Origin of the sequence: Phyllobacterium sp. CCNWLW109, from assembly GCF_037203905.1 — a bacterium.
Classification (GTDB): domain Bacteria; phylum Pseudomonadota; class Alphaproteobacteria; order Rhizobiales; family Rhizobiaceae; genus Phyllobacterium; species Phyllobacterium ifriqiyense.
The window spans coordinates 1,048,703-1,062,545 of record NZ_JBBCBK010000002.1 but is presented as its reverse complement, the minus strand read 5'-3'; the positions used below and the strand labels follow the sequence as shown (position 1 = coordinate 1,062,545).

At 52.1% G+C, this 13,843-nt stretch carries 13 protein-coding genes; 1 reads left to right on the top strand and 12 read right to left on the bottom strand.

The features are described 5' to 3' along the window. Positions 1-72: 72 nt before the first annotated feature. The gene (proS, locus tag V9K92_RS10565) at positions 73-1,422 is read right to left on the bottom strand and encodes a proline--tRNA ligase (RefSeq protein WP_115055280.1); all 1,350 of its coding nucleotides are present in this window, start codon (positions 1,420-1,422) and stop codon (positions 73-75) included. 612 nt (positions 1,423-2,034) lie between these two features. On the opposite strand from proS, the gene V9K92_RS10560 reads away from it, so the two are divergent. Further along, complete coding sequence (locus tag V9K92_RS10560) at positions 2,035-3,009, top strand: glycosyltransferase (RefSeq protein WP_337353922.1); 975 nt, start codon at positions 2,035-2,037, stop codon at positions 3,007-3,009. A gap of 11 nt (positions 3,010-3,020) precedes the next feature. Here V9K92_RS10560 and V9K92_RS10555 read toward each other — a convergent pair whose 3' ends face one another. The 11 genes from V9K92_RS10555 to nuoH form a co-directional block, all read right to left on the bottom strand. Continuing rightward, positions 3,021-3,290 (bottom strand): DUF1467 family protein, encoded by a 270-nt coding sequence (locus V9K92_RS10555; RefSeq protein WP_115055284.1) that lies wholly within the window; start codon positions 3,288-3,290, stop codon positions 3,021-3,023. Beyond that, positions 3,290-3,694 carry a methylmalonyl-CoA epimerase gene (gene mce, locus V9K92_RS10550; protein WP_115055286.1) on the bottom strand — a complete coding sequence of 135 codons (405 nt, stop codon included), beginning with the start codon at positions 3,692-3,694 and terminating at the stop codon, positions 3,290-3,292. Before mce ends, V9K92_RS10555 begins: the two co-directional genes overlap by 1 nt. An 8-nt stretch (positions 3,695-3,702) precedes the next feature. After that, entirely contained in the window at positions 3,703-5,376 is a 1,674-nt protein-coding gene (locus tag V9K92_RS10545) for a ribonuclease J (protein WP_115055288.1), read from the bottom strand. Positions 5,377-5,398: 22 nt separating this feature from the next. Next, positions 5,399-6,241, bottom strand: coding sequence for a biotin--[acetyl-CoA-carboxylase] ligase (locus V9K92_RS10540; RefSeq protein WP_115055290.1), 843 nt, complete (start codon positions 6,239-6,241; stop codon positions 5,399-5,401). Positions 6,242-6,251: 10 nt separating this feature from the next. Continuing rightward, on the bottom strand, positions 6,252-7,688 hold the full coding sequence (nuoN, locus tag V9K92_RS10535) for an NADH-quinone oxidoreductase subunit NuoN (protein WP_337353921.1): 1,437 nt from the start codon (positions 7,686-7,688) through the stop codon (positions 6,252-6,254). Positions 7,689-7,707: 19 nt separating this feature from the next. Beyond that, complete coding sequence (locus V9K92_RS10530; RefSeq protein ID WP_307284659.1) at positions 7,708-9,213, bottom strand: NADH-quinone oxidoreductase subunit M; 1,506 nt, start codon at positions 9,211-9,213, stop codon at positions 7,708-7,710. Continuing rightward, positions 9,213-11,204 (bottom strand): NADH-quinone oxidoreductase subunit L, encoded by a 1,992-nt coding sequence (gene nuoL / locus V9K92_RS10525; protein ID WP_115055296.1) that lies wholly within the window; start codon positions 11,202-11,204, stop codon positions 9,213-9,215. Before nuoL ends, V9K92_RS10530 begins: the two co-directional genes overlap by 1 nt. Positions 11,205-11,211: 7 nt before the next feature. Then, complete coding sequence (gene nuoK / locus V9K92_RS10520; RefSeq protein ID WP_115055399.1) at positions 11,212-11,520, bottom strand: NADH-quinone oxidoreductase subunit NuoK; 309 nt, start codon at positions 11,518-11,520, stop codon at positions 11,212-11,214. 2 nt (positions 11,521-11,522) lie between these two features. Then, positions 11,523-12,143, bottom strand: a complete 621-nt coding sequence (locus V9K92_RS10515) for an NADH-quinone oxidoreductase subunit J (RefSeq protein WP_115055298.1) — start codon at positions 12,141-12,143, stop codon at positions 11,523-11,525. A 155-nt stretch (positions 12,144-12,298) separates the two neighbouring features. After that, the gene (gene nuoI, locus V9K92_RS10510) at positions 12,299-12,790 is read right to left on the bottom strand and encodes an NADH-quinone oxidoreductase subunit NuoI (protein WP_008125221.1); all 492 of its coding nucleotides are present in this window, start codon (positions 12,788-12,790) and stop codon (positions 12,299-12,301) included. After that, positions 12,787-13,833, bottom strand: a complete 1,047-nt coding sequence (nuoH, locus tag V9K92_RS10505; RefSeq protein WP_115055302.1) for an NADH-quinone oxidoreductase subunit NuoH — start codon at positions 13,831-13,833, stop codon at positions 12,787-12,789. Before nuoH ends, nuoI begins: the two co-directional genes overlap by 4 nt. Positions 13,834-13,843 lie beyond the last annotated feature (10 nt).

Genomic DNA, 13,843 nt, shown 5'->3' with positions numbered 1-13,843 from the left:
AGCGCCAGGCAATCATACGCTCAAAGGCTGAGAATGGCTTTGAACCAGAGGGCGCGGTCGCTGTTTTTTCTGTCATAAAGTTCCCGCCTGAAAGTCCGCAGGGCCGGCCAATTTGTTGATTGCGGCTTCGATGGAGAGCGTTTCACGCTCACCCGTAGCACGATCCTTGATCTCGACTTCGCCAGCGGCCACACCACGCGGACCAACAATTACCTGTGTCGGCAAACCGATCAGATCCATCTTGGCAAATTTTGCACCCGGGCGATCATCCGTATCATCAAGGAGCGGCTCAAGGCCGGCCCTCGTCAAGGCGTCATAGAGCTTCAGCGCAACTGCATCACATGCATCGTCGCCGGGCTTCATGTTCACAATACCCGCACCAAACGGAGCAACTGCCTTGGGCCAGATGATTCCGTTTTCGTCATGTGAGGCCTCGATGATCGCTGCAATAACGCGCGACGGTCCGATGCCATAAGACCCCATCGAGACCAAATGCTCCTTTCCGTCAGGACCACTTACCTTGGCCCCCATTGGTTCGGAGTATTTTGTGCCGAAGTGGAAAATGTGGCCAACTTCAATACCGCGTGCGGCCATCTGGTGGGAGCCATCCACCTTGGACCAAGCCGCCTCATCGTGCATTTCGTCAGTGGCAGCATAGGGCGTCGTCCAACGCGTGACGATATCGGCAATCTGCTGATTATCGTCGAAATCCGTATCAGCACCTGGCACTGGCAGATCGAGATAGGCGCGATCGCAGAAAACCTGGCTTTCTCCGGTTTCGGCAAGAATAATGAATTCGTGGCTCAAATCACCGCCGATTGGACCCGTATCCGCGCGCATCGGAATGACCTTGATACCGAGGCGCGAGAATGTCCGTAAATATGCAACGAACATACGATTATACGCAGCCTTGGCACCCTCAAAATCCATATCGAAAGAATAGGCATCTTTCATAAGGAATTCGCGCGAACGCATAACACCAAACCGGGGACGGCGCTCGTCGCGGAATTTCCACTGAATATGATAAAGATTGAGCGGCAAGTCCTTGTAAGATTTGACATAAGCCCGGAAAATCTCGGTGATCATTTCTTCATTTGTCGGGCCAAACAACATTTCCCGATCGCCGCGATCTTTAATACGCAGCATCTCGTCGCCATAAGCATCATAACGGCCGCTTTCACGCCAAAGATCTGCTGACTGAATTGTCGGCATCAGCAATTCGATTGCGCCCGAGCGATTCTGTTCTTCGCGGATGATGTTGCTTACCTTGTTGAGAATGCGCAGTCCCGCCGGCAACCAGGCATAAATGCCTGCTGATTCTTGGCGAATCAGTCCGGCACGCAGCATGAGCCGGTGCGAGACGATTTCAGCCTCTTTAGGATTCTCTTTAAGGATGGGCAGAAAGTAACGGGAAAGCCGCATTGAGGGTCACCAAAATTGAACAACGCCTGAGTGCTTGAAGAATCAGGCAAAACCAAGTGCAAAGTCGATATTTCTTATCGGCTTCATGGCTGATTGGGAACCCGCAACTGCATATAACACAGGATGATATTGAGGGGTGATTCACTCTGCTGCAAGATTTCTAATCAAAAGATGACAGTAACGAATATTTTTCGTGACATTTCGAAGGCAGTCCGCTATTTTTTTAAGCATAAGGAGAAAGTAAGAATATTTCTGCTTTCCTACGCGGTCAAAGTCTTGGGAGGATGTGACCCTTGGCGCGGTTTCCGCAGCCGCCACGCAAGTGGATGGGTCAGACGCGATCTTTAAATGCAAGGCGAAAGCCTTGCATTTTTTTTGTCTTCATTTATGGGTTTGACGAATATTTTTCATTTTAAATTCAGTATCTTATTTTTCGTGCCTAATATCCTAATTTTAAAATAGGTGTGATTCCCGATTGACGGTCGGCTGCAACAGCGCTGTAAGTAGAAATTAGATTTATTTTAGCGCACCCATTCAATGAACTTGCACGGTCGCACGTGCGAACAGCATTTTTAGTCCAAGCTATTTTATTTATTTCAGGCAGATTATTTCATGACAGAATTATTGCGCAGAATTTGCGTGGGAACCGTTACCCGCAATCGCCCGATCATGTTGCAAGTACTCCTCGCCTCCTATGCGAAAATGGCTATCCCTGCCAACACGCAGCTGCATTTTGTTATTGTTGAGAACAATTCCTTTCCGACGCTTACCGAAATTATAGAGCGCTTTCGTACGAGCGTTCCCAACTGCAGCGTACAATATGAAGTCGAATCGCGCCTTGGAATTGCATATGTACGCAACCGCGTGCTCGATATTGCAATTTCCAGCGGCCACGATCTGCTTACCTTTGCCGATGATGATGAAACAGTAGAACCGGATTGGCTGGTTGAGCTGCTCGCGGAACGGGATGCTTCAAATCTTGATATTGTCGGCGGACCAGTACGGCCAGCGCCAGTAGCAGGTGTTTCATTATGGCAAAGAATGATTTGGAACGCCTTGAAAAACATGGCGGAAAAAGGTGAATGCAGCGCCTGCGCCTGTAGGTCGAAAGGTGAAGCCGGCAAACTTTGGCTCGCCACTAACAACTGGATGGGCAATCTCAACTTCTTTCGATCAAGCGGATTACGCTTTGACGAAGCACTTGCGCTTAATGGCGGTGAAGATTGGCGACTTTACCGTGAAACAAAGAAGATCGGAGCAAATACCGGCTGGGCCCCCAAAGCGATTGTGTATGACCATATACCGAAAGAAAGACTGACCTTGGCCTATCAATTCAAAAGAAGCCGCGACCATTGTGCCATTGAAACCAGAACTAAATTAGCAACGCAGCGAGTATACACATTGTATCGTGTACCGGGATCAATTGCAGCCCGCCTTCTAAAAATGATAATTCAATTGATCATTGCACCCGTTACGCCTGGGGAGTCACTTGTAAAATCTGCTGCATATTTGGGAAGTATTACGGGAATGCTGCAGGCGTTTACGAACATACAGTCTCCACACTATCAAACGATTACTGGAGCCTAGCTATATACAGTTCAGTCGAGCTGCGGGAAGAATACCGGCAGGTCGTTGACGCCATAACCAAGCCGTTGATTGACAACGTAGAAAATTGCGAAAATGACTGCGGATACAAGCGTGGTCCACAGGAAGACTCGTCCCATGCGATGCTTGTGCGGCGCGCTCGGCGTTGTGCCCAGTGTTACGTCATTCTCTTCAGCCTGCGTGCGCAGGCCAATCGGCAGCATGGTAAAAAGCGTCAACCACCAGAAAATGAAATAAACTGCCAGCGCTGTTGCAATCGGCATTACTCTTGCTCCAGTTCGATCAACGTTCCGTTGAAATCCTTCGGATGAAGAAACAGAACAGGTTTGCCATGAGCTCCAAGCTTCGGCTCGCCATCACCCAAAACCCGGGCACCCTGCTCTTTTAGGCGATCTCGCGCGCTCAGTATATCGGGCACTTCGTAGCACACGTGGTGAATACCACCTGACGGATTTTTCAGGAGGAAAGCCGATATGGGCGACTCGGAAGAAAGCGGTTCAAGCAGTTCGATCTTGGTGTTTCCGACATCGATGAACACAACTGTAACGCCATGCTCAGGCAATATCTGCGGTTCTGTCAGCTTTGCTCCGAGCGTATCCCTATAGATGGCGGACGCAGCCGCCATATCTGGAACTGCGATAGCCACATGGTTGAGCCGTCCCAGCATTGCTTACCTCAGACCTTGGTTACGAACACGGTGACAATCGGCTTCTTGCCCCATGCTTCGTTGGCGGCGGAGCGAACCGCACGGCGAATTGCCTCACGCACCATGGCAAGATCGCGTCGCTTCTCCCTCGGGATACTTTGGACCGCACCAACAGCAGCATCGTAAAGAAGATCCTCCAGGAGTTCACCTTCATCGTCGACTTCCGGAACTCCGAAAGGGACAAGCTCCGGATCTTCAAGAACGTTGTATTTGGCGTCGAGAATAAATGACACCGCAACATGGCCGACATAGGAAAGCTTTCGGCGATCAACGATTCCGACCTCTTCCTCGTCGCCGATCAGCCTGCCGTCTTTGATCAGGCGGCCGAAGGGCGCTTCACCAATGATCTCTGCCTTGCCCGGGGCAAGGCGCAATATATCGCCATTGCGCACTTGCGGCACTTCTGGAATGCCTGCCATTGCAGCCAGTGATCCCTGCCCGACAAGATGCGCAGCCTCACCGTGAACAGGAACAAGAATGCGCGGGCGAACCCACTCATACATCCGCTTCAATTCGTTGCGTCGCGGATGCCCCGACACATGCACCAATTGATCACCATCGGAAATGATCTGGACACCCTGTTCTATCAGAAGGTTTTTGGTGTCATTAATCGCCTTTTCATTGCCGGGAATGGCACGCGATGAGTAAATAACCGTATCGCCGGGCGAAAGTGCAACACTGCGCATTTCATCGCGCGCCAGTTTGGCAAGGGCAGCACGTGGTTCACCTTGGCTGCCGGTCAATATGATGACCATGTTTTCCCGCGGAATATAGCCGTAATCATCCTCCGACAGGAACTCAGGCACACCATCCAGATAACCAAGCTCGGTCGCGACATCGATCATGCGCTTCATCGAACGTCCTAGCACAAGCGTTTGCCTGCCGGCATCGCGCGCTGCCAGAGCAATCGAACGGATACGCCCGACATTGGATGAAAACGAAGTTATCGCAACGCGTCCACGGGCGTTTTCAATGATTTGCCGCAGGCTTTCGCCAACTTCCTGTTCCGATGGCGATTCGCCATCACGCAAGGCGTTGGTAGAATCGCACATCATGGCAAGAACGCCTTCGTCACCCAGAGCGCGGAATCGCGCTTCATTGATCAGCGGGCCGATCGAGGGTTCCGGGTCCATCTTCCAGTCGCCCGTATGGATGACTGTTCCAAGCGGAGTCTTGATTGCCAATGAAACCGGCTCAGGAATGGAATGCGTCACAGCCAGTGCTTCGAACTCGAAAGGGCCGACATTGAAGGTTTCGCCAGCACGGTAGATTGTGACGGGAATATCCGGTGCACCGGGTTCCGAGTGCCGCTTGGCGGCAAGAAGTCCGGCAGTAAATGGCGTGGCATAAACAGGAACATTGAGAAGTGGCCAGAGATCAAGCAGCGCTCCGTAGTGATCTTCATGCGCGTGGGTGATAACAATACCCTTGAGGTTGTTGCGCTCAGCCTGCAAAAAACGAATATCGGGCAGGATCAGGTCAGCTCCGGGAAGATCTGGGCCAGCAAAGCTCACACCCATATCGACCACGACCCATTCGCGTTTGCGCGCGGGGCCATAGCCGTAAAGGGCCAGATTCATGCCGATTTCGCCGACACCACCTAAAGGCAGGAAAACAAGTTCCGCTTGATCGGAATTTGCCATTTACGCTCCTAAAAACTGAAACTCATTCAGCGTTTGCCGATGCCACTGTTCCAAAATGGACGTCACCGGCTGCAATTTTTTGCCGTACACCGTCATTATCACGAATGACGAACTGGCAATCTTCGTCAATTGTTTCGAATATACCACGCAGTACAGCTCCGTCTATTCGAACGGCGACTTCACTGCCAATTCCTGCCGCCTGCGAGAGCCAACGTTTGCGAATGTCACTTAAGCCCCGTCCATTCGCCCAAATGCGATAGTTCTCTTCCCAGGCGTCCGACAAGGCCAGAAACACTGTTTCGGCATCGCAGTTCGCACCAAGCCGTGCCAATGACGTAGCTGGATAAGGGACATCCTGCGGATAGGCAACAACATTAACGCCGATGCCGATAACTACTGCCAAATGCCCATCCGGCATCAAGGTCGATTCAAGCAGGATACCGGCGAGCTTTGCGCCACCCGCCAGCAAATCGTTTGGCCATTTAAGCTCCACCCGTAATGGCGATTTTCCAGCACCTGCATTGCTGGCGCCATCAATGCCAACGGAAAAATTTGCTGAAGGACATACTGCGTTGAGCGCATCAGCAAGCGAAAGGCCAGCTACAAAGCCGAGCGTCGCCGCACTTTTCAGTTCAAGATTTCCAGTAAGCAATAAGGAAGCCGCCAGATTGCCCTCGGGAGAAGACCAAGCCCGGCCGCGCCGCCCTCGCCCGCTCGCCTGCTTCTTGGATACGATCCACAGCTTGCCAGGATCACCCGCCTGTGCGCGCTCGAGCGCGACAGCATTGGTGGATCCAATCGTTTCGAAAGCTTCCAGTCGAAAACCATTCTGCTCTGCGATAGGCGATAGGGCAAATCCCGTCAAATTCTTCGCCCTAGAAGAAGGACTTGGATGCCGCTTCCGCGTAGGTACTAATCGGACCGCCGATCAGAACATAGAGCAGAACAAGCAGACCGGAGGCACCAAGCACGAGTCGAAGTTCGCCAGCGACTGGAACGAAACCGCCAACCGGTTCATCGAACCACATGATCTTGATGATGCGCAGGTAGTAGAACGCGCCCACAACCGAAGCCACAATGCCGATAATAGCAAGCGCATAAAGATTAGCCTGCATCGCTGCAAGGAAGGTGTACCACTTGCCCCAGAACCCGGCGAGCGGTGGGATACCTGCGAGCGAGAACATGAGGATGGTCAATATGGTCGCCATAATCGGATTTGTACGCGAGAGACCGGCAAGGTCGCTGATCTGTTCGACATTTCCATCCTTGCGGCGCATTGCCAGAATGAATGCAAATGTACCAAGCGTTGTGACCAGGTAGATCAGCATGTAAATGGCAACGCCTTTAACGCCAACCTGCGTTCCTGCAGCAAGCCCAACAAGGGCATAGCCCATATGGCTGATGGAAGAATAAGCCATCAGCCTCTTGATATTGCGCTGGCCGATGGCCGCAAAAGCCCCAAGGATCATCGACGCAATGGCAATAAACACGACAATCTGTTGCCAGTCATGCTTGATCGGCTGAAAGGTATCCACTGATACGCGTGTCAGCAGCGCCATCGCCGCCATTTTCGGCGCAGTTGCAAAGAAAGCTGTTACCGGTGTCGGCGCGCCTTCATAAACATCTGGCGTCCACATATGGAATGGAACTGCCGATATCTTGAATGCAAGACCAGCAAAAATGAAAACCAATCCAAAAACAACGCCGAGCTGGCGTTCGGAGCTGGCGAGAGACTGGGCAATACCTTCAAAGCCGGTATGGCCCGTAAAGCCATAAACCAGTGAAATGCCATAGAGGAGCATGCCGGATGACAGCGCGCCAAGAACAAAATATTTCAGGCCAGCTTCCGTGGAGCGAACGCTGTCGCGATTGATGGCGGCGACGACGTATAGCGCGAGTGATTGCAGCTCAAGGCTCAGATATAGAGAAAGCGTGTCATTGGCTGAAATCATCAGCAGCATGCCGACATTGGCCAAAAGGATCAGGATCGGGAATTCGAACTTGTCGAATTTCTCGCTTTTGGCAAAGCCGGACGACATGATGAGAGTAACGATCGAGCCTGCCAGTGTGAGCACTTTCATGAAGCCGGAAAAGGAATCATTGATGAAAGCACGACCGAAAGCGTTTCCCTGTTGAGGAAACACGGCAACAAGCACCAGTGCCAGCAACAGCAATATGATGCTGAGACCATTGACCAGCTTGTACGACTTCTCGCCGGAAAATGCTCCGACCATCAGGAGAGCCATCGCTCCCACTGCTAGAAGCAGTTCGGGAGCCATGAGCGTCAGGTTGGCAATCATATCGGTCTGCATCGGCCTTGGCCTCTTCCTGCTATTTCAACGCCAAAGTGGCCGCTGAGGACAGCGCGTTATTATATTGATTGATAAGTGCATGGACGGAGCTGGCCGTCGCATCGAATACCGGCATCGGATAAACACCGTAGAAGATCGTCAGGATCAGCAGCGGATAAATCACTGCCTTTTCCCGCGGCGACATATCCAGAAGCGCCTTCAAGCTTTCCTTGTCGAGTGAACCGAACACAACGCGCCGATAGAGCCACAATGCATAGGCCGCCGAGAAGATAACACCTGAGGTGGCAAAAAGAGCAACCCAGGTATTGACGCGGAACACGCCCATCAAGGTCAAGAATTCACCGATGAAACCGGATGTGCCAGGCAAGCCGACGTTGGCCATGGTGAAGATCAAAAACACGACCGCATATTTCGGCATATTGTTCACAAGGCCACCATAGGCAGAGATTTCGCGCGTATGGGTGCGGTCATAGACAATACCGACACACAGAAACAGCGCTGCCGAAACCAGGCCGTGGGAAAGCATCTGGAACAATGCACCCTGAATGCCCTGCTCGTTTGCGGCGAAAATACCCATGGTCACATAGCCCATGTGAGCGACCGAGGAGTAAGCGATCAGCTTCTTAATGTCTTCCTGCATGAGGGCGACAAGGGATGTGTAAACAATGGCGACAACCGAAAGAGTATAGATGATCGGCGCGAAATCAGCCGATGCTATCGGGAACATCGGAAGCGAGAAGCGTAGGAAGCCATAGCCGCCAAGCTTCAACAGAATACCGGCAAGAATGGCGGAAGCTGCAGTCGGCGCTTCAACGTGCGCATCCGGCAACCAGGTGTGAACCGGCCACATAGGCATTTTCACCGCGAAGGATGCGAAGAAGGCGAACCAAAGCCATGTTTGCATTGAAGCGGGGAAAGAATGTGCAAGTAAGGTAGGAATATCGGTCGTTCCAGCCTGCCAGTACATTGCCATGATGGCGAGCAGCATCAGAACCGAGCCGAGCAGCGTATAAAGGAAGAACTTGAAGCTGGCATAGACCCGGCGCTTTCCGCCCCAGACACCGATGATAATGAACATCGGGACCAGTACTGCTTCAAAGAACACGTAGAATAGCACGATATCGAGTGCGCAGAACACACCAATCATCAGCGTTTCCAGAACAAGAAACGCGATCATATATTCTTTAACGCGGTTCTGGATCGCTTCCCAGCTGGCCAGAATGCATAGAGGCATAAGGAAAGTGGTGAGGATAACGAACAGCATGGAAATGCCATCGACGCCCATATGGTACGATATACCACTATCGAGCCATGCGGCCTTTTCCACAAATTGGAAGCCCGCTTCTGCATTGTCGAAATAATACCAGATCGGCAATGACAGAAGGAAGGTAATGATCGTCGTCCACAAAGCGACATTGCGAATGTTGCGGCGTGCAGCATCGCTGTCATCCCGGATGAGCAGGATCAGAAAGGCACCGACCAATGGTAAGAAGGTAACGGTGGTAAGAATTGGCCAGTCGGTCATCAGAAGTTGCTCCCGAGCATCATCCACGTGACGAGTGCGGCGACCCCGATGAGCATCGCGAACGCATAGTGATAAAGGTAACCGGTTTGCAGGCGCACCACGCGGTTGGTGACATCAACAACACGGGCGGAAATACCATCCGGGCCATGCCCATCAATCAGCCAACCATCGCCGCGCTTCCAGAGGAATTTGCCGAGTGCCATTGCCGGGCGAACGAAGAGGAAATCATACAGCTCGTCGAAATACCATTTGTTCAACAGGAACTGGTAAAGTCCGGAATGCTGCTCTGCCAGACGCCGCGGCGTTTCTGGCGAGCGAATGTAGAAGTACCAGGCACCGATAAAGCCCGCTACCATTGCCAGGAATGGCGACATGGCAACGATGAATGGCACGTGGTGATACTCCGCCAATATTTCGTTTTCAGGCCCGGTAAACAGCGCACCCTTCCAGAACTCGGCATATTCGTGGCCGAAGAAAAACTCTTTGAACACGACACCGGCAAAGAGAGCGCCAATGGCCAGAATGAACAGAGGCACGAGCATGATGTAAGGCGATTCATGGACGTGATGCATCACATCATGGCTTGCACGCGGCTTTCCATGGAATGTCATGAATATCAGGCGCCATGAATAGAAGCTGGTAAATACAGCCGCAATCACAAGCAGAATGAAAGCGTAGCCTGAAACCGGACTATGCGAAGCAAAGGCGGATTCGATAATCGCATCCTTGGAGAAGAACCCTGCCGTGCCGATAACGGTACCTGGAATACCAAGCCCAGTCAGTGCAACTGTTCCGATGATCATCATCCAATAGGTCTTGGGGATGAGCTTACGCAGACCACCCATGCGGCGCATGTCCTGTTCGTCGGAAACGGCATGGATAACCGAACCGGCGCAAAGGAAAAGCAAGGCTTTAAAGAAAGCATGCGTGAACAGATGAAACACACCTGCGCCATAAGCACCAAGACCGAGCGCCACAAACATATAGCCAAGCTGCGAGCAGGTTGAATAGGCGATGACGCGCTTGATATCGTTCTGGACCAGACCGACGGTCGCAGCAAAGAAAGCTGTTGTTGCGCCGACGACCGTCACGAAGATCAAAGCGGTATGCGACAGCTCGAATATTGGTGACAGACGCGCCACCATGAAAACGCCGGCCGTGACCATCGTTGCAGCATGGATCAGCGCCGACACAGGTGTCGGGCCTTCCATGGCATCCGGCAGCCATGTGTGCAGCAAAAACTGTGCCGACTTACCCATGGCGCCCATGAACAGTAGCAAACAGGCAATGGTGATTGCGCCCTGCTTGTCGAGTTCATAGCCAAGGAAGTTCAAGACAACCTTCCCTGCATCCGCAGCGCCTTCAGCAGGAAGATAGGTAGCAGCGGCGCTAAACAATGTATCGAACTGAACAGTATCGAAAAGTACGAAAAGCGAGAAAATGCCGAGCAAGAAACCAAAGTCACCGACACGATTGACTATAAAGGCTTTCATGGCAGCAGCATTTGCCGAAGGCTTTTTGAACCAGAAGCCGATAAGCAAATAGGAAGCAAGACCAACACCTTCCCAGCCAAAGAACATCTGGACAAGGTTGTCGCCGGTCACAAGCATCAGCATTGCGAAGGTAAAGAGCGAAAGATAGGCGAAGAAACGCGGGCGATGCGGATCGTGATGCATATAGCCGATGGAATATGTATGCACGAGCGCCGATACAGTATTGACCACGACGAGCATGACAACAGTCAGCGTATCAATACGAAGAGCCCAGTCGAAGCTCAACGAGCCGGATTCCACCCAATGCAGAACCGGAACTTTGAACGCCTCGCCGTGACCAAGACCTACGCTTACAAAGGCTACCCAAGACAGGATAGCGACAATGATCAGCAGACCAGTCGTTACATATTCACTCGCCTTGGCACCGATTGACGAGCCAAAAAGGCCCGCTATCAGAAAGCCGATCAGCGGCAGGAAGACAATCGCCAGATACAGCATGCCCCCGTCAACCTTTCATCATATTGACGTCTTCCACGGCAATCGACCCACGATTGCGGTAGAACACGACGAGAATTGCAAGACCGATCGCAGCCTCAGCAGCAGCAACAGTCAGAACAAACAATGCGAAGATCTGGCCAACCAGATCACCCAACGCGGCTGAGAAAGCCACGAAATTCAAATTAACTGCCAGAAGGATCAATTCGACCGACATCAGGATAATGATCACGTTCTTCCTGTTAAGGAAAATGCCGAAGATGCCCATCGTGAACAACAAGGCAGAGACAGTGAGATAGTGAGCGATACCGATTTCCATCATCAAATACCTTTGCCTGTTTCAACCTGTTTGATCTCGACCGCCGTTTCAGGCGTGCGCGCGACCTGCTGCGAGATATTCTGACGCTTGATGCCTTCCTTGTGGCGCAGCGTCAGGACGATCGCACCGATCATCGCAACCAGCAGCACAAGACCTGCAATCTGGAAGAAATAAACGTAATCAGTGTAGAGAATATCGCCGAGCGCCGCCGTATTGGACCGTGTGGCAATGTCCGGCGTTGGCTGAACGACGACCGACGCAACATTTGGCGCAAAGACTGAACCGCCGAGCACTACAATCAATTCAACTGCAAGGATAATACCAACAAGCGCTCCAACCGGAGCATACTGCAAGGCGCCGCTTTTCAGTTCGGCAAAGTCCACATCCAACATCATGACAACGAAGAGGAAGAGAACAGCCACCGCACCGACATAGACAACAAGAAGGATCATCGCCAGGAATTCAGCGCCGGTCAGCAGGAACAGTCCCGCCGCATTAAAGAAGGCAAGGATAAGGAACAGTACGGAATGCACTGGATTGCGGGCTGCAATCACCATGAAAGCACTGGCGATTGTTATGAAGGCGAAGAGGTAAAAAAACGCCGCCGCTATACCTGTCAGCATGGGTTCCCCCGATTTCCATTCCGGCAGAATGTTCTGCCATTTTCAACGAATCGGCCGCACATTCGGCAACCGGTCCTTCCAAATTTCATGCGTCTTAGCGCATGTTCATGTCTGGTTGAAGCGACCGGACATGGACACAAGCGCGCAGTCGTCAATTAACGGTAAGGTGCATCCATAGCGATATTGCGCGCCAGTTCCCGCTCCCATCGATCGCCATTGGCGATCAACCGTTCCTTGTCGTAGTAAAGTTCTTCACGGGTTTCCGTGGCGAACTCAAAATTCGGCCCTTCGACAATCGCATCGACCGGGCAAGCTTCCTGACAGAAGCCGCAGTAAATGCACTTCACCATGTCGATATCGTAACGAACGGTGCGGCGCGTTCCATCATTGCGACGTGGGCCAGCTTCGATGGTTATCGCCTGCGCCGGACAGATCGCCTCGCAAAGCTTGCAGGCAATGCAGCGCTCTTCCCCATTGGGGTAGCGGCGCAGCGCATGCTCACCACGAAAGCGCGGGCTGATTGGTCCCTTTTCATAGGGATAATTCAATGTTGCCTTCGGCGCGAAGAACTGCCGCATCGACAAAAAGAATGCGTTGACGAACTCTAAAAGGAGTAGCGATTTGGCAGCTTGTGCGAGCGAACTCATGGTGTAAGCCCCGTGATTTTGAGAAAGGCTGCGGTCGCAACAACCATGAACAGCGAGATCGGCAGAAATACTTTCCAGCCAAGACGCATCAATTGATCATAGCGGTACCGCGGAACAAATGCCTTCACCATGGCGAACATGAAGAAGCACATAAAGAGTTTCAGCAGGAACCAGACAACACCCGGAACCCAGTTCAGGAACCAGACATCGACCGGCGGCAACCATCCACCGAGGAACATGATGGTCGTCAATGCGCACATCAACGTGATGGCAACATACTCGCCGAGGAAGAAAAGCAAAAACGCTGTCGAGGAGTATTCGATCATATGACCGGCAACGAGTTCGGATTCAGCTTCAACCAGATCAAAGGGTGGGCGATTGGTTTCAGCCAAAGCCGAAATGAAGAAGATGATGAACATCGGGAAGAGGCCGAGCCAATACCAGTCAAGGAAAGAGCTTGGCAGGCCAGCCATTGTGCCTAGGCCATCCCTCTGCGAATTGACGATATCCGTCAGGTTCAGTGAACCCACGCAAAGCAGGACGGTGACAATCACGAAGCCGATGGAGACTTCATAAGAGACCATCTGCGCTGCAGACCGGAGCGCGCCGAGGAACGGATATTTCGAGTTGGACGCCCAACCAGCCATGATCACGCCATAGACTTCCAGTGACGAAATCGCGAGAACATAAAGAATACCGACATTGACGTTGGCAACGGCCCAGCCTTCATTGACCGGGATAACAGCCCATGCAGCCATAGCCAGAACCGATGAAACCAAAGGCGCAAGAAGGAAAATACCCTTGTTTGCACCCGATGGAATAATCGGTTCCTTGACAACAAACTTGAGAAGATCGGCGAAAGACTGCAGTAAACCGAAGGGGCCGACAACGTTTGGACCACGACGCAACTGTACAGCGGCCCAGATCTTGCGATCTGCCAAAAGCAGGTAAGCGATGATCAACAGCATCACGACCAGCAGCAGCAGTGATTTTCCGAGGATAATCAGCAGCGGGACGATGTACGTGTAGAATATGTCTTCCATGTCAGTCTCT